This is a genomic window from Gimesia alba (assembly GCF_007744675.1).
Lineage (GTDB): Bacteria > Planctomycetota > Planctomycetia > Planctomycetales > Planctomycetaceae > Gimesia > Gimesia alba.
This window is the reverse complement of the sequence record NZ_CP036269.1, coordinates 2,927,393-2,951,245: the sequence shown is the minus strand read 5'-3', so window position 1 is coordinate 2,951,245 and position 23,853 is coordinate 2,927,393. Positions and strand designations below refer to the sequence as shown.

Genomic DNA, 23,853 nt, shown 5'->3' with positions numbered 1-23,853 from the left:
CAACCTGGAAGAATATTATTCTACATTGTATCCCCTAAGCGATTCTCTGTCACACTCTTTCTCTTTTCTACCCGTTCCTGATCAGTCGGTTTTCCGTTTTGAAAGTAACCTGTCTGTTGATTGACCGATTATGCTACAATCATAACCGTCTCTATTCACAGACGCGCTTGATGACAGGCATCTGTTTCTGATCTGAGGAGAATCTGCAGGATGAATCGATGGTTTCCTCCATTCTCAATACGATATTTTCTGAGTAATGTTTATGCCAGAATTCTCTTTTTCGCTGGTATTCTCTTCATTTTCCCATGTGCCATCCTGCTGTCTGAGAATAAACCCGCCTCGAATCAACTGATCGCGTTTCTGGATCCGCCAGCCGACAAAGAAATTCCTGACCAGAGTGAACCTGCCCAGGATGCTTCGGAAGACCGCGAAGCGCTGATTCATCGCATCTATCGAAACCGAAGTTTGCAAACTCAGTTTGAACGGGCACAGGCAAAATTCCGCAATCAGGAATTTACGGAAGGTGCGTTACAACTCGAAAAGCTCCTGGATCACCAGGAAGACTATTTCTTCTGGCCTGAAGACCAGGATCGCCCCTTAAACTTCAGACAACAGACGCGCCAACTCTATTCGACTGCCTCACCACGCACAGTTGCCGACTACGAGCGGATTTCCGGTCCGCAGGCGAACTGGCTTCTGGAACAAGCCCGCCAAAAAAATGATCTCCGCATGTATGAACTGCTGGCGCTCCAGTTTTTTCCCCTGCAGGCTGGTTTTGAAGCATTGAATTATCTGGCCGCCCATTACATGGAGCAGGGCAATTTCGAATTCGCCGCACGCTACTGGGATCTGCTGATCAACAGTCGCATCCATCAATCACGAATGCAGCCCGTACATTTTCTCAAAGCAGCCGTTTCCTATCAGCAATCTGGCCAGCTCGAAAAACTATCGAAGATTCTGGAAGCCCGAGGAGAAACTGTTGTCACATGGCGTGGTAATAAAAGCAGTCTGGAACTCGCCATGCAGGATTTAGAGTCCCCTTTGAGAAACGCCACCCAGCAGCAGAAATCAGATTGGTCTGTCGCTCAGGGAAACGCACGACGGAACCAGTCTACGTATGCCAGTTTACCCTATCTTCATCCCCGCTGGAGCCATCCCATCGGTCGCACAAAACATGCGAGTCCTCTGAAAACGCTGATCGACTGGGAAGGAAAACACAATCGTGAAAATCTCTCCACCGCGATTGCCAATATGCCCATCGCGGTGGAAGACCTTGTCATTTACCGTGACTTTGAAGGAATCCGCGCCGTTGAGCTGGAGTCCGGCAAGACATCCTGGGTCTTTCAAAGCGAAGGCAGCCTCAGTAACTTGATCAATCTCTTGGAAGATCGCACACCATCACATTCATCCTACTCACAAAATTTGTCACTGGAAAAATTCTATAATTACAGCTCAATCTACGGTTCACTTTCGAGTAATGGTCAGTTTGTGTTTGCCATTGATTATCTGCCGAATCCAGCTTCCCCAACTCAACTGAATCTCGGACTTCGTCGTTCCCGTACTTATTTTCCGCTTGTTACCCAGAGAGGAAATCGGCTGCTCGCTCTGCCTCTGAAACAAATAACAGCATCTTCAAACCAGAACTCAGCGACGCAATCACCGTCCACTTCCCCCAAAACGGCTTCAGCCAAAGTAAAGCCGGCCTGGACTCTTGAGGGATATTATTTTCTGGGAGCGCCACTGCCTGTTGGCAGTTTTGTTTACGCCATAGCCGAACACAACAGTCAGATTTCCCTGCTCTGCCTCAATCCGCAAGAGGGAACAATCCACTGGAAACAGGGCATCGCTTATGTCAATCAGCCGATTCAATCCGATCGTAATCGGGCGTATCAGCAATGCCCTCTCGCCAGCAGCCAGGGAATCATTGTCTGCACGACGCAGATTGATACACTGGTCGCCGTTGACGCAACCAATGGAGATTTGCTCTGGAACTATTATTATGGTGAAGGAGACCAATACCGCAGGATTTCTCAAAAGCGGTATTTAAGGCCTGTCTCCTTCGGCCACCGCGGCTTGACCAGCACTCCCGTGATCGATCAGAATCGGATCTTCTACCTCCCCAATGGCTCACCTTACATTCATTGTATTGACTTACAAACCGGTGCGGCGCTATGGAACGAAGTCCACCGGGAAGATGGTGAGTACGTCGCGGCTGTGGTAGACGAGACCGTTCTGGTGGTTGGCTCAGATTACTGTCGCGGTCGGCATATTCAAGATGGAAGAGAACTCTGGCATCTGGAATCGGGGCCCGTTTCTGGGAAAGGGTTTTTATCGCAAGAAAATTACCTGCTGCCGATCAAGTCGGGAAGCGTACTCAGCATTCATATCCCCTCAGGCAAAGAATCCGGTTTCACGCTCAATAAAACGACTCATATCTCAGAGATCCTGAACCGGGAATTTAAAGAGAAACTGCAACAAGGAGCCAATTACGCATTCCAGACAGCTGCTGCCATCGATCCCAAAATCAGCGAACGATACGGCCAACGTAACTGGTATCCGGGAAATCTCATCGCACATCAAGGTCAGATCATCTCGCTGGGACTCTGGCAGATCGATTCCTTCGCCCAGGCAGAAGCAATGCGTGCCAGCCTGGCTGAGACCAAGAAACAATCCATCAATTCGGAACAAGCCCAGAGCGATCAGTTATTAAAAGCCGAGCTGGATCTGGCACTCGGTAACTTGAGCAGTGCACAACAAAAACTCGAAGCACTGCTGTCGATGAATGCAAAGGCTCCTATCAAAAAGCGTTCCGAATCCCTCTTACGAGAATTGCTTTATGCAGAACTGAATCATACCGAGCAAAATGAGTACGACCTACTCGCGAAGCTCGAAGCCCTCGCAACCACCCCACTGGAACGGGGCCGATTTTTATCCCGCAAATCAAGATATCTGCTACAACAACAAGACTATCAGGGTCTGATGGAAGTCGCAGAAGAATTTCAAAAGATCGAAGTCGATCAACCTCTGGCAATGGCCGGCGATACAAATCATCTGGTTACGGTCAAAAGTCTCATCTCCGGTTTGATGGAAAAAGTCACCACCAAAGCAAACAGAGAAGAACGTGAAACAGTCGACGCCATTATTTCCGCTGATCAACAGGCTGCACTGAAAGAGGGCTCCGTCACTGCTTTAGAATCCTTTCTGGACACCTATGGCAGTTGGTCTCAAGCAGTCGCCGTCCGCAGTGTTCTGGCACAAAAACTGATTCAACAAGGCCAGAACCAACAGGCAGAATTCCTGCTGCTGGAAAATCGCTCAGATCCGGATCCCCAAATCGCCGCGACAGCAACACGTCAGCTACTCGAATTATGGCAGTCTGTCGGCCTGCCTCACGAGGCTGCTTCTCTCTTGAGAGAACTGGATGAAAAATTCGCAAACATCACGCTCGATTCCGGCATGACGGGCTCTGAATATGTCAAACAATTCAATCGGGGTTCGGAAACCTGGTCGATCTTTCAAATAATGCAACCACTTAACCGAGAGATCTCCCATGTCGCCATCAAGCAATCATATACAGGCATGCCTGCTCCTGAAGCAGGAAAACCCTACCAAAACTATGAACGCAAATTTCTACCGCCACCTGAGATCTCTCAAATCCTGCTCAAAAAAGGCTCGATCCTCAATGTGATCAATAAACACGCGGGACAACAAATCGGCAAGATCAATGCCTCAGACCGCATCTCCTATCCCTATCATTCACAGAACACGCGCGTTGGTCACTTTATCCCGCTGGGGGCAAGCCGCAAAATTCATGGCATTTCACTGATTCAACTACAAGATGAAATTTCCAAGCCGCTCTGGACCACGGAATTTGACGATTTAAACATTTCCCAATCCCTGTTTTATGTAGGGCCATCCGGCCCCCGCGTCTGTATCTTTCAGTGGGCGAATCGACTGTTTGCCTTAAATCCGGCAACCGGAAAAGTGCTCTGGGAACGCAAAAACATCCCGTCCAAATCCGGTTACCTGAGCGATTCCAGCAAGGGACTGATCGGCGATCAAAAAGCGATCGTCGCCTTCAACATTAATCGAACCAATTACGATGTCTACAGTTCCATCACTGGTGAACTGATTCGAAAGGGCGAATTGGATTTAAACAGTCGCGCCCGGCATGTATTTGGACGAAAACTCTTCTACCAGACAACATCAACAACTGAAAAACGCGTCCGTTTGTGGGACCCACTTACAGACCGATTCCTGCTGGATGAACCCATCTCAAACTCGGGCTTCTCAACTCAGATTTCTCCAACAGAACTCGCAATCTTACTACCGCCCAACCGACTGCGGGTTTTAAATGTGGAAACAGGCGAGACCCTTGTCGAAACGATACTCCCCGATCATTTACTCACAAAACTGAATAAGTTCGTCGGTTTTTCTGATAACGACCACTACTACTTTAACTTTTCCTATACGGCGCCTCGCAAAAGATCAGTCAGACATGACTTTTATGTGAGTGACTCCTTTTTAAACGTAGTCCATGTCGACAATGACTTAATCGGCGTTGATAAACAATCGGGAAAAATCCTCTGGAATCGTAACCTGCCGAAACGATCCTGGGTTAATACCTCACAGTACCAACTTCCCTTCCTGATTTTCATAAGTAAAATCCGTACCGAATCAAAAAAAACAAGTTACTCCTTCCTGTTTGAGATTCTCGATGCAAAAACAGGAAATACCATTGGCTTCAAAGACAACATCATGAAGGATACGATCCTGCAAATGCAGATTGATCCCCGCTTCAATAAGATCGTCTTCCAGGGAATGAATGGTGCCGTCGAGATCGATTTTAGCGATCGTACAAAATCGCTGGAGAAAATATTGGATGCACCACTCTAAGTCGGCAGTCAAATAACTTGACCTGAACCTGTCAGAGCTTTAGCCTGTCTATTACAGCAATCAGCGGCTGTCGTATAATGGTATTACCCCAGCTTCCCAAGCTGGTGACGAGGGTTCGATTCCCTTCAGCCGCTCTTACCTGACTCTGTTTCGCCAGGTAGCGTTTATTGATTGGTTTCGAGTGCGATTCTCATGATTGTAACCTTCCCGAGATCGGTATTAACCGCGGCTAACGCCTTGTGGCTGATCCGGTTTTTGGTGATTTCCTAACCAGAATGACTTATTAGCCGAAGGGCATTAGCCCCGGTTAATACCATTTGCCAAGAGGCATTCGAACTAAGAAACGCTACCTAGAGCGCATCACATTTTACCATAGCGTGCCTCAATCTAATATACTCGGTCCAAATAGCCTTGGAGACGCTACAGTAAAGCTGGACACAGTCTAGCTCTTGACCTGCTGTGTCTTCTTCTCAGAACGAAGCTGCGCCAGTTGTTTCGAAACATCAGAGAAGGGGACCTCGTGAGGCAGTTTCCCGGTGGAAGCAGCAACCGCGGATGCCACACCAGCCGCCTCTCCCATCGCCACCGCATTTCCAGTGACCCGGTAACTGCTGTGTGCAATGAAATCGCCGCTGATACAACGCCCGGCCATCATCAACCCGGTCACATCCCGGGCAATCAGAGCCCGCAGGGGAATATCATAAGGCTTCGATTTGAACGGTTTCTTTTCAATCGCCTTCGTCTTGCCGGGATTGGTTGAATGCACGTCGATTCCAAATCGGACATGGCAAATCGCATCGTCAAAACGAGCCCCTTTCTTTAAATCCTCGGCAGTCACATGATAGCGTCCCAGAATCCGGCGGCCTTCCCGCGTTCCGATCTGCTCGGCGGTCGCGATAATCTCCAGATTCGTCCAAGGATCGCCCAGTGTTTTCAGACTGTTGACCAGCTTGTGAACTTCACGGCGTGCCTGCAGCGTTGCGTCCGTCACATGCGCCGCATCAATGGCGAGTGTCCCATATTCATGATTGGCCATCATCGCATACAGCCCGTCCCGGACGCGAAAGATCGTAGGACCACCATAAGAAGGATCGACACCCGCACGCTGAAATTCGGCTAGTAGATTCTTTTTCGGATTCCCCAGTTTGCGAGGCTCAGCATCGCCACGAACGAACCGTGCAATGCCGTCAGTCGTGACTCCTGTGAGCAAGACCATCAGACTCATTGGCTGAGTCAAACCGGTTCCCGGCTGACCAAATTCATAACCGCAGCCGGCCTGCGCCGCCAGATCGCCATCGCCGGAACAATCAATAAACGACTTCGCCCGCCAGGCCTGTCGGCCCGATTTTGATTCGGTCACGATCACGGACAAGCGATTGTTAATATCCGTCACCGCACCAACCACACGCGTATGCAGCTGAATTTTCACACCCGCTTCCAACAGCAGATCTTCCAGCAGCAGCTTCGTTTTCTCGGTGTCATAGGCGACAGAACCATTCGACAGAGTATTGCTGGCGCCGCGATCATCCAACTTTTGCAGAATCTCGCGCATAATGCCCGGCTTATTCTGTGCATCGATAATCAGTGTCAACGCACCGGCCGTCCAGACGCCGCCCACACAGCCATTCACTTCCAGCAGTCTGGTTTTCGCGCCGCTCCGAGCAGAAGCCAACGCCGCCGCAAATCCGGCAGGGCCGCCGCCACAGACGATGACTTCATCCTCTTCGACAATGGGAATGTTCCGCGCCGCTTCATGAAAGACTTTGCCGTCCGGCGAAATCCAGCCGCTGGTTCGCACATGCTGCGCGGTTGAATTCCAGACCGATTGACCACCCCCATCCAGCAGCATCGTATTGGAGGGCCGCGTGATAGCATCAACGACGGGTTCTTTTGCCGACGCCCCATTCGCACCGGCCACAAATGCAGCCGTACTGCCAGCCAGGTATTTTCCAAAAACGCGGCGGTCCATTTTATCATTGGCCATGAACGGCTCCCCTTTTTTTCAGCTGATATCCCAGATCAATGGGCGAATCAATTTACTTAACCATGAATCCGTTTTTGAATCTCGGCAACAACATCACCGACAGGAATACGAACTTGCTCCAGCGAGTCCCGATCTCGCAAGGTCACACAGTTATCCTGTTCGGTCTCCCCATCGACTGTCAGACAGTACGGCGTTCCAATCTCATCCTGGCGACGATAGCGGCGACCGATGGCTCCCTGTTGATCATACACGGCCTGAATACCTGCTGCACGCAGTTTTCCATAAATTGAAGCAGCCACTTCGGGCATTCCCGCTTTTTTGATCAAGGGGAAGACAGCCGCTTTGACAGGCGCCAGCTTCGGATGAAACCGCATTACGGTCCGTGTCTGCATCTTGCCTTTTTCATCAGGCTGCTCGTCTTCGTAATACGCTTCGCACAGAAACGCCAGTGTCGCCCGGTCAGCTCCCGCAGCCGGTTCGATGACATGCGGCACAAATCGTTCGCGCGTCTGATCATCAAAGTAAGTCAGATCTTTTCCGCTCCCTTTGTACTTCGGCTGTCCGTGTTCGTTCTTTTCGACCACGAGCTGATCGCCTTCGCGAATCAGTTTCCCTTCCATATGCGAACGCAAATCGAAATCGCCACGATGTGCAATCCCTTCGAGTTCTCCGTACTCATTTTCTTCCATAAAGGGGAATGCATACTCCACGTCGGCTGTTCCCACCGAATAGTGAGCCAGCTCCTCGGGTGTATGGTCGCGCAGAATCAGGTTGCCTGGGTCAATCCCGTGCTTGATATACCAGGCATACCGGCGGTCACGCCAATACTTGTACCATTCGAACGATTCATCCGGATGACAGAAAAATTCCATCTCCATCTGTTCGAATTCACGCGAACGGAACGTATAGTTTCGTGGCGTAATTTCATTACGGAAACTTTTTCCGATCTGGGCAACCCCAAACGGAAACTTCACACGTCCGCTGTCAACGACATTCTTAAAGTTCACGAACATTCCCTGTGCGGTTTCCGGTCGCAAAAACGCGGTCCCTTCTTCGCCCGACAAGGCACCAATGATCGTCTTGAACATCAGGTTGAATTCACGCGGCTCCGTCAGCTCTCCGCCTGTATCCGGGCAGCGGGGCTCCAGCTTTCCGGTCGCGGGGATCTCAGCCTCTACGAGCATCTTACTGTAATCCATCAGATTACAGACCCGAATCTCAGGCGATTCGCTGGGAGTGAGACCTTGCGTTTTCTCATATTCTGCCAGTGCCTTCTCCAGACGCTTGCGTTTGGTTTTAGAAAGACCTTCTTCTCCGATATCGGCCATGTAGGTCTCACAGGCAACCGGAGTCTCGTCAGAAGCATACGCGACGGCGACAGACACATGGTCCACGCGAAAACGGGCCTTTGATTCTTTGGAATCGACCATAAAATCATGGAACAGATCAAAGTGCCCGGAACTTTTCCAGACGCTGGGATGCATGATAATCGTCGTTTCGACCCCGGTCATGGAAAAAGGTTTCGGAGCGCCTTCGGGTGTGATCAACTCGTTGTGCGTGGTAATCATATCCGACCACCAGGCTTCACGGACATTGCGTTTCAGTTCCACCCCGAGCGGACCATAATCCCAGAACCCCTGAAGTCCGCCATAGATCTCTGAAGACTGAAATACGAACCCACGCCGTTTACACAACGCAACGATTTTCTCCATCTCTTTTTTCATTGAACTGGTCTTTCCATCTTGTCTTTCAAAGACACTCTAAAAATAGGAATTGATTTCAATTATCAGGGAACAGAATCGGTCTCAAACACCAGCGGCTAACGTAATTGTCTCTGACTGGTGATCATATTCCGGTACCGCGGAAATCAGGCCGCGCTCGGAACATAATCGAATATCGTCTTCAAAGCCACGCCGAATCAGATTCCGACCGCCCAGACTGGCACGGATCGCCATCAGTACTCCCTCTTCGTGCTGAATTTGAGATCGATAATGGTCGACGACAATCCGGGTCGAATCGTCCATCGCCAGTTCCTGACCGATCTGATCCTGCAATTCCGCTGCGATCGCACCGGCACACAAACAATCTTCTCCGGTCACACTTCCATCCGTTCCCGCACACACCAGATAGATCAAACCATCCGAGTTTTTCAGTTCGTTCACCACCGCATCCAGACAGAGAAACGAACCAATTAAAATCCGACGCGCCTGGATGGCATGCTTCAGAGCCCGTGTTCCATTGCTGGTGGTAAAGACAATCTGTTTCCCGGCAACCGTCTCCGCCGGATAACGGGCAGGGGAGTTATCCAGGTCGAACCCTTCAATCATGACGCCCATCCGCTCTCCGCCCAGCAGCACCTCTTCGCCAGTTGCTTGTCTCAGTTCGCTAGCCACCTGCTGTGCTTCCTCGATTTCTTCGCAGGGAATCACCGAAGTCGCCCCTGAATTGAGGGCAAAACTGATGGTGGAAGAGGCACGCAAAATATCCAGAATCACAGCCACGCTGCCTGAATAGTCTTCAGGTTTTGACAACAACGGCAGTAAGCAGGTTCGAATCTCTGTAGGCATGGTACTATTTACGATGAGGGCGTTGACTCAAATATGCAGTGAAAACAGGGCTCAACGAGCCTTATCCGAAATATCCTTTCGACACCAGGCTCCATCCCAGCGAATGCATTTCACCGCCTGATAGGCTTTGAGTTTCGCATCGCTGATCGAATCGCCAATCGCCGTCACTCCCAGCACCCTGCCGCCATCGGTGACTACCTGACCATCCTTGGTGGTCGTTCCCGCATGAAATACTTTGGTGTCTGCTAATTCAGCAGCTTCACCCAAGCCACGAATTACTCTGCCTTTCTCATAGTCTCCCGGATAACCCTCTGATGCCATCACCACGCAGACAGTAGGCCGTTCATCCCATTCCAAAGGTTCAATTTCATCCAGGCGTTCTTCTGCAGCCGCGAGTAACAACTGTGCCAGATCGGTCTTGAGTCGCATCAACACGGGTTGCGCTTCCGGATCGCCAAACCGCACGTTAAACTCCAGTACTTTCGGCCCCTGATTGGTAATCATCAGGCCGGCATACAGCACCCCGTTAAACGGTCGGTCTTCGATTTTCATCACGTTGACCATCGGCACCAGAATCTTTTCAATGATTTCATCCATCAGCGCGTCTGTGACCAGGGGAGCAGGGCTGTAAGCGCCCATGCCGCCGGTATTCGGCCCTTTATCTCCGTCATGCGCTGCCTTATGATCCTGTGAAGTTTCCAACGGAATAATCGTGGATCCACTGACGATTGCCAGAATACTGACTTCCTGACCAATCAGTTTTTCCTCAATAATCACCGTTTTCCCGGCGTCACCGAACTCTTTAATTTTCATCAAAGACTTGATGCCATCAAGGGCTTCTTGTTTCGTATCACAGATCAAAACCCCTTTTCCTGCGGCCAGGCCGTCGGCTTTGATCACCAGAGGCTGTTCTTCACGCTCTTCCAAATAGGCTTCTGCGGCTTCGAAATTGGAAAACGTTTCTGACTTGGCGGTGGGCACATTGGCTTTCCACATCATCTGCTTCGCAAACGATTTGCTGCCTTCCAGTTCCGCGGCTGCCTTGGAAGGGCCAAACACAGCAATGCCCTCAGCCCGCAATGCATCCGCCATCCCTGCCACAAGAGGAACTTCGGGACCAACTACCGCCAGCCGAATCGATTCTTCTTTCGCGAACGCTACCATCTGGGGAATATCTGAGACACTGATGGCGACATTGGTCGCTTCTGACTGCGTTCCCGCATTGCCGGGTGCACAAAATACCTGACTGACGCTATCTGACTGGGCCAGCTTCCAGACCAGAGCATGCTCACGCCCCCCCTGACCAATCACTAAAACTTTCATCGTTTGTATTACCTGTTCGCTTTTCAACTTCTAAAAAAATCAGGGGATTCCACTTTGTAAGAACTCTCCTTACTGTCTGCTGTGGAGTATATCAGCACTGTTTTGCCCCTAGTAGCATCGCTTCCCGAATTTTGCATTTTGATACTAAAAAGCCGATTTTTATGACTTTTATCGGAGATCCAGCGGCCTGATTCCAGACTAAAGGTTCTTCAGAAAGCAACCAGTGCCCAAAGCGTTCCCCGACCGATTGGACGAATTCATCTTCACACCATATAATCAGAGATTCGCTCAGCTGGGATATTCGACACGGGGCTTCAGAATCACGACTCTTGAACCCCCTAAGTCGAATGGCTGTCGTACCAAGCGGGATCATGCTATAACGTCTGGTTCATAAATGAAAGTTATCGTAAGATTCCTTGTCGTAATTGACTTAAAGTTAATCTGTTAAAAGACTTTTATCCTTTTAGTTCTCTGGAGATTTTAAAGTGTTTGATACTGTCGCCATTATTGGTGCCACGGGTGCCGTCGGGCACATCATGCGGAAACTGCTGGAAGACCGAAACTTCCAGGCAAAACAATTTCGATTTCTGGCCTCAGCCCGATCCGCTGGTAAAACACTGGAATTCCAGGGAAAAACGTACACCCTTGAAGAATTGACCAAAGATTCGTTCGCTGGCGTTGAGCTGGTCATCGCGTCCACTCCCGACGATGTCGCTGCGGAATTTCTGCCTTCCGCCGTCGAAGCAGGAGCGATTGTGATTGATGAATCCGGCTACTGGCGAATGAAACCCGAAGTGGCCCTCGTCATTCCCGAAATCAATCCGGAAGCAGCACTCGAAGCAAAAGGCATCATCGCCAGCCCGAACTGTTCCACAACCCAGATGGTCATGGCCCTCAAGCCTCTGCACGACGCCTCTCCGGTGAAACGCGTGATCGTCAGTACGTACCAGGCCACCAGCGGAGCAGGGGTCGCCGGAACCAGCGATCTACTGGAAGGCTCCAAGGCCTATCTTGAAGGAAAAGAGCATGATTATCAGGTCTTTCCTCATCCAATCGCCTTCAACGCCATTCCACAAATCGGCAGTGAAAAAGAGGACGGCTACACCAGCGAAGAAATGAAAATGGTCTACGAAACCCGGAAGATCCTGGGAGATGAAACCATTCAGATCAATCCGACCTGTGTCCGAATTCCGGTCGCGAACTGTCACAGTGAAACGATTACTGTCGAGACAGAACGCCCCATCTCACCCGAAGAAGCGCGTGAGTTATTCGAAAACTTCCCGGGAATTACCGTCGTGGATGACCTGAAAAACCTCTCGTATCCGCTTCCCTCCAGCTCAGATGGCAGCGACGAAGTCTACATCGGTCGTATCCGTCGTGATATTTCCCATCCGAATGGACTCAGCTTCTGGTGTGTCAGCGATAATCTCCGCAAAGGCGCTGCTACCAATGCCGTTCAGATCGCAGAACTGCTGGCAAAACATAAAGCCTGCACCTAAGACACGGGAACGCTCCTGTTTGTATCGAAACAGAAGCGTTCCTTGTTCGGCTTATTCCTGATCTTCAGCGCAAATTGTTTTAAGTTCATACCGTAAAGGCTCCCCGATGAATACGTTTCATTATCAAAATGGCGAACTGTTCTGTGAAGACGTTCCGGTCTCCCAGTTGGCAGAAGAATATGGCACTCCGCTTTGGGTTTACTCGAAATCCGCCTTTTTGAGCCGCCTGAAAGAAATTCAGGATGCCTTTGCCGAAGTCGATCCGGTGATCTGTTATTCCGTCAAAGCCAACGGAAATTTGAGCATTCTCAAAACCATGAACGATGCTGGCAGCAGTTTTGACGTCGTTTCCGGGGGAGAGCTGTTTCGCGTCCAGCAGGCCGGCGCCGATACCTCGCGCGTCGTGTTTGCCGGTGTTGGAAAAACCGATGACGAAATCCGTCAGGCCTTAAAAGCAGACATTCTCATGTTCGACGTCGAAAGCGAAGCCGAACTCGACGCGATCGCTGCCATCGCCGAAGAAGTTGGCTGCGTCGGCCGCGTCGCACTACGTCTGAACCCGGACATCGACGCCAAAACTCACCACAAAACAACGACCGGTAAAAAAGGCAACAAGTTCGGCATGGACATTGAGCGCGCCACCGAACTGGCAGACAAAGTCCTCAAAGACGATCGACTGGAACTGACCGGAATCCACATGCACCTCGGTTCTCCGATTCTCTCCACCGATCCCTATGCCAAAGCCGTCAAGAAGGGGGCCGAAGTCATCACCCAACTGAGAGAAAAAGGGCATAATACCAACTGGCTCAATCTCGGGGGAGGTTTTGGAATCAGCTATAAAACGGACGAAGGCCCTTCTGCGCAGACCTACGCGGATGTGATCGTCCCCACGATTAAAGAAATCGGCTGTCGCCTGGCATTAGAGCCCGGCCGCTTTATCGCGGGTAATTCCGGCGTTCTCATCAGTCAAATCGTCTTCACCAAACGGGAAGGGGGGAAGCTGTTTTATATCCAGGATGGTGGCATGACAGATCTGGTTCGCCCGGCGATGTATGACTCGTATCATCGCGTCTGGCCCGTCAAACCAGCAGTCCCTATGCCCTTTGACTGTGAAGGCGAAATCGAAGGCTGCGAGCCCGCCGATGTAGTTGGTCCGGTCTGTGAATCCTGTGATTATTTCGCAAAAGACCGTTATTTACCCCCGATGGAGCGCGGCGACTATCTCTGCATGTTTAGCGCCGGTGCTTACGGCTCTGTCATGAGCAGTAATTACAATGCCCGTCCTCGTAGCGCAGAGATCCTCGTCGATGGCAGCAATTATCAAGTCATTCGCCGTCGGGAAACCTACGAAGAGCTGATTGCCTTAGAACAATCCTGACGCTGACTCTCAGGAAAAGATCCTTCTGAATGCTATGTTCAGAAGGCCAGTAAACCGCGGTCTGGTTATAACAGTTATCAGGTTCTTGCGAGCTTTAATGTGTTGAGGGCGGGAAAGATACAGCCATCCGCTTCCTTCGATTGAACCGTTATCGCCGTTAGAAACGATGATAATTGATACAGAAACTTCCGCGGAGAATATGTCCATTCGGACACCTTAGATCTTATTTCTGAAAAGACTTGAAACGAACAATTGAATTATGTTGTTTTGGGCAAGGTGATAAGAATAGTATATTACAACTGTTTCTATCCATTTCATTGAGAGATCTTCTATCTGTCAGGCAGACCTGAGTTGAGTCGGGACTGTGATCGGATAGACCCCCAAATGAATTAGCCGACAACCAAGACGACACGGAGTCGACTGAATGTCTTTAAACAACCGGATCCTGGCAGGTTTCGCTCTGGTATTTTTCTTTGCCGTGAGCATGCCAATCTGCGCCTGGTCACAAGAAAATACGCCTGCAAAGACTCAGGAATCGACTTCACTCGGCAATCTATCCGCCGACGACCTGCTGCTCTCCAAACCGGAAACCCCGGAACAATTGATGCAGGCTATCGTCCAGCTCAACGACCTCGGCCAGGCAACCTCAGCCAAGCCTTTTCTCGAAGAACTCATCAAAGCCAACATCGACGATGAAACCGTTTTAAAACTCCGGGATAAATACGGCCCGGCCGCGTTCCTCGCATTAGCAAACAACAAAACACTCCAACCCGACTCCGTCACGCTGCTGAAAAAAATGGAAGCCGCGTTTCGTGCCTACGCCACCGATCCTGCCCGCATTGATGGATTACTCAACGACCTCTCGGGTAACGCCACGAAACGCACGATCGCCATCATCGAATTAAAATCAGCAGGAGCCATTGTCGCCCCCACGATCTTGAAACGATTGAGCAAAAATGAAGACCCCACTACGAACGACGAGCTGGTATTTGCACTCTCGCAGTTAGGCACTCCGGTCGTCCAGCCTCTCATCGCCGCGCTCCGTGCCCCCAGCGAAAATATCCGTAAAATTGCAGCGGTTGTTCTGGGAGAGATCGGTGATCCCGCTGCAACTCTCTATCTCTGGAATCCGGCATTTTCTCAAAGTCAGCCACAAAGCGTGCAGTTAGCGGCCCGTCAGGCACTGGCAAAAATTCTGAAGAAAGACCCGCGAAACCTGTTCGAACTCAATCGCCATGAAGCACAAATGGTCTTGAAGAACGCAGCACTCCGCTTTTACAAAACATACGACGATCAATCTGACAAACAGAAAATCTGGACCTGGGATGCAGCGCAGCAGACCGTTGTGGAAAAGGAACTGCCCGCCCAGGAAATCAATCTGATCGAAGGCCTGCGTCTTTCAAAAGAAGCACTGGAAATGTCACCGGACAAACAGGATGTCCAGACACTCTATTTAGCAATGGCACTGGCACTCGAATCCTTCCATGTCGGCTGGAATCATCCTTTGCCGGAAGGTCCTGGGACCACATTTAATCTGGCTTTACTCTCAGGCCCTTCTGCCGTCAGCCGGGTTCTCGCTTTAGCCATGAAGCAGGGACACACTCCCAGTGCCCTGGCAGCACTCAAAGCCCTGGGGCAAATTGGCTCGCGGACCTTGCTCTACGAACAACTTGATAAGCACTCATCCATTATCGCTGCTTTGAATTACCCCGATCGACGGGTTCAGTTCGCCGCAGCAACCGCAATCATGCAGCTCGATCCCGCCAAACCATTTCCCGGTGCCACGCGTGTCATTGCCATCCTGACCCGTGCTCTGGAAGGCGAAGGAGCACAATCTGCGATTGTCGTCGATTCCAGTGTTCCCCGCGGACAAACAATGGCAGGCGTGTTCCATGAATTAGGATATGAAACTCAGCCCTACCAGACCGGCAAAGCAGGCTTCAAAGCCGCAACCGAGCGGATGGATATCGAATTCATCGCGTTGGAATACAATATTTCACGCTGGGGGCTTTCGCAAACCATCGCCAACCTGCGAGCCGATTCCCGCACAGCGAATATTCCGATCATTATTTACGGACCACTCCGACTGCAGAATAAAATCGAATACTCGACTCGGCGTTACCCCCTGGTCAACTACATCGTTGAATCAGAAAACACCGAAGACATTGGAACTCAGGTCAAACCATTCCTCAGTAGCTTGAAAACACCTGAACTCACCGGAGAACTGCGTTCCGAATATCGGGCGGCAGCACTCTACTGGTTATCTCACATCGCTTCCAGTCAACGCACCAACATTTACGATCTAAAACCGACAGAGAAACCATTACTGCAACTGATACCGGAACGGGCATTGGCATCCAACGCGCTCATCACGCTCGGAGGCATCCCCACTCGCTCCGCTCAAGCAGATCTCGTAAAAGTCGTCACAAACAAAACGATGGAAGCCGACGTTAAAGAAATCGCCGCGCTGCAACTGGCATTTCATATCCAGAAATTCGGGCTACTCGTCGACTCCATGCAGGTCGCCGAAATCCGCCAGGCATATCAGGATGCAAAAGATCCCAAGCTCAATACCGCTCTGGCTTCCGTCATGGGAACCTTGATGCCCGACAACAAAGTCGTTGGTGAACGTCTACAGAAATTCCAGCCGGCTACGTCTCTTCCCTGATCCGTGTTTCACTCAATCAGAGCCGCGGCGTCAATAAAAAACTCCGAAGACTGAGAACCAATCTTCGGAGTGAATTGAAAGCGATCTTAATCGGAATTCAGCTACTTCGCATTCGCTGCTGTCTTCTTTCGCAGTAACGCCCGCAAAGGCTCTTCCAGTTGACCAGCATTGGATGTCACGATTTCGGTCACGCCGGTATGATCGACCAGCATCAGCATCGGCACAGTTCGCACCCCGTAATAAACGGCTGCAGGATTATTCCATCCTCGTTTATCGCGTGATGAATAGAAAATCTGTCGCCAGTCCAGCGAAGTCTTTTCCTGAAACGCATCAATGGCAGGCTCTTCTTCATCCAGGTTCACACCCACAATTTCAAAACCATACTTACGGTATTTTTGTGACAGAGCCTGAATCTGAGGCAGTTGCTCAATAAAAGGCTTCGCGGTGGTCGCCCAGAATACGACCAGCACCACACTTCCTTTGTAATCATCAATCGAAACAAATCCGCCTTCAATGGTTTCTCCCGCCAGATGCAGCGGTTGACCCTTTAATCGTAAACGACGCGTTAAGCCGGCGACCTGCGCGGTTTCACTGCTTTTAGGAAAGCGAGTTTCCAGATCAACACAGCAATCCAGCGCCTGCTTATTCATGCCATATAACTGACAGGTTTGTGCAGCAGCTTGCAGTAATTGAGGAGCACGAATCGTTTCCCTGGGAAACCGTGAAGCAAACAGACGAGACTGCTTGACAAATTCCTCGATCCAACGCGGTTCCTGCTGAGCAAATCGCTGTGCGCTGGTATTCGCAAACTTGGCGACCGTAAATCCGGCATCTGCTGCAGAAGGAGAATCAGGATCGCGTTTAAACAGAGACTCAGAATGATCGTACAAAGCATCGATACTTTCCTGATCTCCCTCTAAAGCGAGCTGCAAATGCGCATCTAACAGATGACGAACACAGACCGAAAACAGACGCTGCTTTTCCTTGTCTGCATGTGTCTGCTTAACTGCTTCCATCGCCAGCTGGATGATTTTCTTATTCCGCTCTGCACGTGCTTTTCTTAATTCATCAACGTTTTGCGTTTTAGGTAAAGCCTGTACTTTCAAACGTGTGATCTCACGCACATTCCATTCTGCAGTGCCTTCTTTCAGCTCCTGGATTTTGACCTCTTCGTCCGCTAGAGAAGGAGCGTCGTTATCAAGATCATCCATGTCGAGCTTGTCACGTTCCAGACTGGCTGTCCGGATCAAATTCGCATTCTGCTTTAATGCAGGTCCGGTTGAAGAAACCTGCTTAATTTCTGCAGAAGGCTTTGAACCATTTTGTGATTCGGCAGGCACTCCTTCCAGCTTGCCATCCAGCGGATTACCTGCAGTTTGTGGTGTCGGGCTATCTCCCCCCCCACAACCAAACTGTGTGACTAACAGCAAGCACGCTGCAACCGTACTGATATGGTGTCGATGCCTCATGGCCTATTCCTCTCCTTCCTTTGAGAGTCAGTAATATCTGAAGAACCGAGGTAGCGAAATCTCTGAAAGCGAATCCTGCCATTCCCTCAGCAAAATGATCGAACAAGCACACTCAAAGAAAACAGCGACGTCATTCTTCAAGTAGACTCAACTCAACTGTTTCAGGAGACATTCTCTCCAACCCGAATTCGGGCTAAAACACTTGATGTGGCGAGTTTTACGACAAATACCACTTTCAAGGCAAGACGAAGCTGGCAAAAATTACAATCTGATCCCTGATTTCAGAAATCTTTTTCCGGCTCCTTAGTCGAAATCAGGCTCAGATCGAGACCAGATTCGCACCGCTCACCTTACAATTCGCCATGATAATGCTTGAAGGCCTCAATCGCGAAGTATTCCGGCAAACCAAGATCATTATAAACCGTTGCTGTATTACGGGTTCGATCTTCTGCTCGCACCCAGAATTCTCGTTTGTCGCTGCCGGGATAAAAGGCACTGTCCTTCTGTGACTCATGTTTAAAAATGGCCTCCCGCTTTCTCAAGACCACTTCCGGACTCAAAGGAACCGCCCGTTCAATCTCATGCGGTTCATACTCTTCCCAGGCACCGCGGTACATCCAGAATTCGGGAGCAATTCCTTCCTCGGCAACCACATCGACGGCGTTGATCACCGCCTCGGCACACACCCGGTGCGTTCCATGTGGGTCGGAAAGATCTCCGGCCACATAAATCTGATGCGGATTGATCTCACGTAATAAATCAGCCACGATCGCAATATCCTCTTCACCGATCGGCTTTTTCGAAACCTGTCCTGTCTGATAGAAGGGCAGATTCAGAAATCGTAAACGCTCTTCCGGCACACCGGCGACTTCCGCCCCCGCGGTCGCTTCCGTCTTGCGAATCAGCCCTTTGATTCCCAGCATCTCGGGTGTATCCAAATCCCCGGCATTTTTGCTGTCGATGTCTTCCTTCAGATTTTGCAGATGCGTCAACGTTGCCTGATCATCAGGATGAAACAGCTTATGGAACTCCAGCACAAAGTCAATATGACGTAATGCATCATGGTCAAACACGGCGATATTTCCGCTGGTCATATAGGCGATATAAACATCGTGCCCCTGATCAGCCAGCGTAATCAACGTGCCCCCCATCGAAATCACATCATCATCCGGATGCGGACTGAAAACTATCACGCGTTTCGGATCGACTCCCGCGGGTTTCGTACAGATTCCTTCCAGCAGTTCATCAAATACACGCTGGCGAATCTGTCCCACCGAACCATGTTTATGAATCAGCTGATGCAGGTGGTTGTGCAGAAAATCTTCTGTTTCCAGCTTCAACAAAGGCTTACCGACCTCTCTGGTCAGCCAGATTACCGCCTTCTTCTCCAGTTGAGGTGTCCACTCAATATTCCCTACAATCCAGGGAGTTTTCATTGCCGTCAACTCAGCTGCAGCCGCACTGTCCACCGCAAATAGCGAGTTCGTATGCGTTTGCAGAAAGCTCGCGGAAACCTCATCCGTCACTTCATCTTCGGCAGCACGTTTCACGACAGGCGCTTTATGTTCGCCCAACGCCATGATGATAATTTTCTTCGCAGCCAGAATACTGCCGACCCCCATCGTAATCGCATGATGAGGCACATTATCTTCCCCGAAGAATCCACTGGCTGCATCACGGCGGGTAACAGGATCCAGGTTAACCAGCCGCGTCAGACTGTTGCGAGCACTTCCCGGCTCGTTAAAACCGATGTGCCCCGAACGGCCAATCCCCAGCAATTGTAAGTCCAGCCCGCCGACCTTTTCGATACTGTGCTCATACTCCTCACAGAATGAGTCAACATCTTCAGCAGCAATATCACCACGGGGAATATGAATATTCTCCGGTTTGACATTCACATGATCGAAGAAATTCTCATGCATAAACTTGTGATAGCTGTGAATCGAATCCGGATCCATCGGCCAGTATTCATCCAGATTGAACGTAATCACGTTCGAAAAATCGAGCTGTTCTTCGTTGTGCAGGCGAATTAATTCCCGATACACGCCTAAAGGCGTCGATCCGGTCGGCAGTCCCAGAATGGTCGACACGCCAGCTTCATTTTTTTTTCGGATTAAATCCGCGACGACGGAAGCGACATATTTCGCTAATTCTGAAGAGGTTTCGAAAATCACCGTCGGGACTTTCGTATGTCTCACAAATTTGGACTTCGGAGTAACATGTACAGAACGGGAAAGATCAGTAGCCATCAGACGTCGTTTACCTGTTAAGCAAGAATAAAACCGGCAAAATCCTCATGCAGAATCGGATTACGCAACTCCCAATTCCACCGGATTGAACCTGTCATTTAAAGTAACCACGCGAACAGTATTCTCGGTACGCGTGTTTTTTTTATGAATGTTTATTATAACTAGTCTCATACAAAGCTCACTACCAATTGTTAGACCTAAATGTACAGAGAGAGAAATTTTCATGGTAAATCAGGCAGAATCTCTGCGTATTCTGGCGATTCACGCTCATCCCGATGATATCGAAATCCAATGCGCGGGCACTTTGGCCCGCCTGAAAAATAAGGGTTGTCACATCACCATCGCCACGATGACCGCCGGTGACTGTGGTAGTGCCGAAATGGGACCGGTGGAAATCGCCAATGTCCGCCGCGCAGAAGCACAGAAAGCAGCCGACATGCTCGGTGCCGACTACATGTGTCTCGAATTCCGGGACCTGGCCATTATTCACGACAATGAATCCCGCCAGCGGGTCACAGAAGCGGTTCGCAAAGCCCGACCGGATATCGTGATCACCGCTCCCCCGGTCGATTACATGAGCGACCACGAAATGACCAGTCGCCTCGTCCGCGATGCCTGTTTCGGTGCTTCTGCTCCCAATTACACAACGCACCTGTTTAACCCCGCACCACCGACGGAAAAGATCCCGCACCTGTATTACGTCGATCCCATCGAAGGCTGTGACTACTTTGGAAACCCAATCAAGCCGCAGTTCATTCTCGATATTTCCGAAACGTTCGACCTCAAAATCAAAATGCTGGCCTGCCACGAAAGTCAGCGTGCCTGGCTCCGAAAGCAGCATGGGCTCGACGAATACCTCGACGGCACCGAACGCTGGTCTGCCGCCCGCGGAAAAGAAATCGGCACAGCCTACGGCGAAGCCTTTGTTCAACATTGCGGACACCCTTATCCTTCGAGTAATCTATTACTCGAATTCCTGGAAAAATAAACGCGTCCCTCTTTCATCACTTTGCCGCTTTCATCAATTTAAATGCAGAGAAATCAATGAACGATCCCACACCCGCCTCCGATGAGACTTCCACAGCACAAACGCTGCCATATACAGAAACCGAGATTGATACCATGGCTTCCGAAGACGCCAGCGCCGGTCGCTTTCTGACCAAGATGCTCGTCTTCACGTTCTGCTATACCATCATCGTCGGCGGCTATGTGATCTACTGGAGCCTGAACAACTAGATCGCGTTGATTTAATCGTTCTGATCCTGATTTTGAGATCTGCTGCGTTAGCTATGTAAGATCAAACCTTAGCCGATGGTGCGATATTGCCTTTGTTTCTTGGACTATGACCGCAAAAAAAACCACTAGCCGCAGGGCGTTAGCCCCGGTTGGACATCTTGGGTAGCCACCGTTCGAATTCAAAAAAACGACCTGGATCCCAGAAAACCATATCGATAAAAAACACTAGAACTCTGATCGGCTCGTCGGTCAGAGTTTTTTTACGCCTTCACTGCTGCAGAACGTTCGTCAAAAACCGTTCCATTCGGATTCAGTAACATCCAGCACAGCGCCGCAGTCACATAAATCCCCGCCATCAAAATCAACACAGCGTCATACTGGCCCGCATCAAACATCGCGCCCACTATTACAGGCAACAACGCCGCCCCTAGATTGCCCGCCATATTCATCATTCCGAAAATCGGCGCGACGTGCTGGCCTCCTTTATCAATCGTGACGGTATAACCACACGCACCGCTGAGCCCTGCGAAAAACATACTCACCGAAATCAACGCCATCGCCAGATTCATTTCATCCACGAAATACGCACATAACGTACACACCCCACAACCCAGCATGGCAGTGATCGCCACCCCTTGACGACTCCAGCGACGACTTCCTGTTTTTTGTAACACCCAGTCTACGATCGCGCCTCCCAGCACGTTTCCAATCAGGTACAGCACCAGAGGAACGCTGGACCAGATCCCCGAAGTCGACATCTCAATACCACGTGCCTTCTGCAGGTAAGTCGGAAACCAGGTCACGTAAAAAATATAACCGGCGGCCCGAAAGAACTGCTGACCACAAATCATCCACATCGAAAAACTCGTCAGAATCTGCCCCCAGGGAGTCGGCTCGCCGTGTGCGTCTTCAGACGATTCATCCGTTTGTTCCGACTCGGTCTGGGCAGAGGCCCCGCGAATGATCCGCAGCTCATCCTCATTAACGCCCGCGTGCTGTTCTGGTCGATCTCGAAACCAATAGTAAAACCAGATCGCCCACACCACACTCGGCACCGCGAAAATCCACATCGCCGTCCGCCAGGTGATCGCGGGAATGGAAACTCCGAAGAAATCAAAACCGACCAGCATCACGCCCATACACAGCGCCCCCACGGCACTCCCGATCGACATGAAACTTCCCAGCAAACCACTGGAAAAACCACGGCTCGATTCCGGCAGCCACTTCGAAATCGTATTCGCAGAGCAGGGGAAGATCCCCGCTTGAGAGACGCCGAAAATCAACCGCGCCAGCACCAGCGTCCAGAAGCCGGTCACGACGCCAATCAACGCCGTCGCAATCGACCATAAAATCGCAAACAGACTCAGCGCCCGACGCGTCCCCCAGATGTGACCAATCCAGCCGCTCGGAATCTGTGACAGCGCATAGCTCCAGAAGAACGCACTCATCACCCAACCCATCTGAGTCGAACTCAGTCCCAGCTCTTTCTCAATGGTATCCGCGGGCACCGCAATCGCATTGCGGCTGATATACGCGATCGCAGCAATCAGACACAACAGCGTCATCACCATAAACCGCGCATGGGTGGGTGCTGCCTGTTCTGTCTCTGACGAAGTTTCCGATTCAGCCACAACGATGTCTCCCCGAAGCGCAATCCCTGCTTCCGCTATAGTGCCTGCATCAGTAAATCGAACAGACGATCCACTTCCGCTTTTGTTTCCTCATCGAGCGACCACGCGTGCGGAGTACAGCGCTGCTCCGACGAAATGATCCCGCGTTTGACCAGCAGATATTTCTCGATCGCCAGAAAACCGTCCAGCCCCGCCTGTAACTGCAGCGCCACAATCGCACAGATCGGAAAATAAATCCGATAGATCGCCGCCTCATCGCCGGTCCGTAGTGCTTTCCAGAGTGCGATGATTCCATCCAGCAAATCCACACCCGGCATCGTGCCGCTGATGCCCCGTCGATACGCATCGACCAGCAAAATCCCACCCGAGCCATCATAGATCAAAGCCAGGCCGTCCGTCGCATCGCGGAGCGCCGACAGGTTCGGACCAATCGGCGATGCTTCCGGTTTGAACCGAATTTTTTCCGCCCCATACTGTTCCAGCAGGCGTCGGTAAAAATCAATCGAGATCGCATTCCCGACATAAGAAGACGCGTCCTGCACAATCAATGGCAAAGAACATTGTTCGGCGAGCGCAGAAAAATAATCCCACAAAGCCGCCTCCGGCAGCGCCGTCGTCACCGGCGGAATCGCCATTACCGCATCGCAGCCCACCTCTTCAGCATGACGGGCAAAGACCAACGCCTGACGCGTGCTCTCCGCTCCCACACTGGCGATCACAGCCCCGCGTCCATCTGAAACCTCAGACATCAACCGCGTCAATTCCAGCCGTTCCTCATATGTCAGACGCAGCACTTCCGAAACCATCGCCCCACAGATGCCGTCAGCGCCCAGTTCGTAACACCAGTCGATCTCGCGTTCCAGCGATTCCCGGTCAATCGTTTCATCGGCCAGCAAAGGCGTATGCAATACCGGCAGTACCCCCCGAATCATCCCCGACATCCTCTTCGCCTT

14 protein-coding genes and 1 tRNA gene are annotated in these 23,853 nt (G+C 50.8%); 7 read left to right on the top strand and 8 right to left on the bottom strand.

Features of this window, described 5'->3' with window-relative positions:
* Positions 1-210 precede the first annotated feature (210 nt).
* Positions 211-4,896 (top strand): outer membrane protein assembly factor BamB family protein, encoded by a 4,686-nt coding sequence (locus tag Pan241w_RS11060; RefSeq protein ID WP_145215140.1) that lies wholly within the window; start codon positions 211-213, stop codon positions 4,894-4,896.
* Positions 4,897-4,959: 63 nt separating this feature from the next.
* Positions 4,960-5,030, top strand: a tRNA-Gly gene (locus tag Pan241w_RS11055).
* Between the two features lie 308 nt (positions 5,031-5,338).
* On the opposite strand, the gene Pan241w_RS11050 is transcribed toward Pan241w_RS11055, so the two are convergent.
* The 4 genes from Pan241w_RS11050 to purD all read right to left on the bottom strand — a co-directional run bounded on the left by Pan241w_RS11050 (position 5,339) and on the right by purD (position 10,779).
* Positions 5,339-6,880, bottom strand: a complete 1,542-nt coding sequence (locus tag Pan241w_RS11050; protein ID WP_145215137.1) for an FAD-dependent oxidoreductase — start codon at positions 6,878-6,880, stop codon at positions 5,339-5,341.
* A 56-nt stretch (positions 6,881-6,936) separates the two neighbouring features.
* The gene (locus Pan241w_RS11045; protein ID WP_198000468.1) at positions 6,937-8,604 is read right to left on the bottom strand and encodes a glycine--tRNA ligase; all 1,668 of its coding nucleotides are present in this window, start codon (positions 8,602-8,604) and stop codon (positions 6,937-6,939) included.
* Positions 8,605-8,685: 81 nt separating this feature from the next.
* Entirely contained in the window at positions 8,686-9,447 is a 762-nt protein-coding gene (locus tag Pan241w_RS11040; protein WP_145215134.1) for a 2-phosphosulfolactate phosphatase, read from the bottom strand.
* Between the two features lie 51 nt (positions 9,448-9,498).
* A complete protein-coding gene (purD, locus tag Pan241w_RS11035; protein ID WP_390621020.1) occupies positions 9,499-10,779 on the bottom strand; it encodes a phosphoribosylamine--glycine ligase in 1,281 nt (426 codons plus the stop codon).
* Between the two features lie 476 nt (positions 10,780-11,255).
* Between purD and Pan241w_RS11030 the strand changes: the two genes are divergently transcribed.
* The 3 genes from Pan241w_RS11030 to Pan241w_RS11020 all read left to right on the top strand — a co-directional run bounded on the left by Pan241w_RS11030 (position 11,256) and on the right by Pan241w_RS11020 (position 16,315).
* Complete coding sequence (locus tag Pan241w_RS11030; RefSeq protein WP_145215128.1) at positions 11,256-12,269, top strand: aspartate-semialdehyde dehydrogenase; 1,014 nt, start codon at positions 11,256-11,258, stop codon at positions 12,267-12,269.
* A 106-nt stretch (positions 12,270-12,375) separates the two neighbouring features.
* On the top strand, positions 12,376-13,647 hold the full coding sequence (lysA, locus tag Pan241w_RS11025; protein WP_145215125.1) for a diaminopimelate decarboxylase: 1,272 nt from the start codon (positions 12,376-12,378) through the stop codon (positions 13,645-13,647).
* Positions 13,648-14,071: 424 nt separating this feature from the next.
* A complete protein-coding gene (locus Pan241w_RS11020; protein WP_145215122.1) occupies positions 14,072-16,315 on the top strand; it encodes a HEAT repeat domain-containing protein in 2,244 nt (747 codons plus the stop codon).
* A gap of 101 nt (positions 16,316-16,416) precedes the next feature.
* Here the strand turns inward: Pan241w_RS11020 and Pan241w_RS11015 are convergent, their stop codons facing one another.
* Positions 16,417-17,784 carry a TlpA family protein disulfide reductase gene (locus tag Pan241w_RS11015; RefSeq protein ID WP_145215119.1) on the bottom strand — a complete coding sequence of 456 codons (1,368 nt, stop codon included), beginning with the start codon at positions 17,782-17,784 and terminating at the stop codon, positions 16,417-16,419.
* A gap of 350 nt (positions 17,785-18,134) precedes the next feature.
* Positions 18,135-20,033 (bottom strand): glucosamine-6-phosphate deaminase, encoded by a 1,899-nt coding sequence (nagB, locus tag Pan241w_RS11010; protein WP_145215114.1) that lies wholly within the window; start codon positions 20,031-20,033, stop codon positions 18,135-18,137.
* A 223-nt stretch (positions 20,034-20,256) separates the two neighbouring features.
* Between nagB and Pan241w_RS11005 the strand changes: the two genes are divergently transcribed.
* A complete protein-coding gene (locus Pan241w_RS11005; protein WP_145215111.1) occupies positions 20,257-21,021 on the top strand; it encodes a PIG-L deacetylase family protein in 765 nt (254 codons plus the stop codon).
* A gap of 56 nt (positions 21,022-21,077) precedes the next feature.
* Positions 21,078-21,269 (top strand): hypothetical protein, encoded by a 192-nt coding sequence (locus tag Pan241w_RS11000; protein ID WP_145215108.1) that lies wholly within the window; start codon positions 21,078-21,080, stop codon positions 21,267-21,269.
* Between the two features lie 260 nt (positions 21,270-21,529).
* Here Pan241w_RS11000 and Pan241w_RS10995 read toward each other — a convergent pair whose 3' ends face one another.
* The gene (locus Pan241w_RS10995; protein WP_145215105.1) at positions 21,530-22,900 is read right to left on the bottom strand and encodes an MFS transporter; all 1,371 of its coding nucleotides are present in this window, start codon (positions 22,898-22,900) and stop codon (positions 21,530-21,532) included.
* A gap of 35 nt (positions 22,901-22,935) precedes the next feature.
* Positions 22,936-23,841, bottom strand: a complete 906-nt coding sequence (locus tag Pan241w_RS10990) for a dihydrodipicolinate synthase family protein (RefSeq protein ID WP_145215102.1) — start codon at positions 23,839-23,841, stop codon at positions 22,936-22,938.
* Positions 23,842-23,853: the final 12 nt, after the last annotated feature.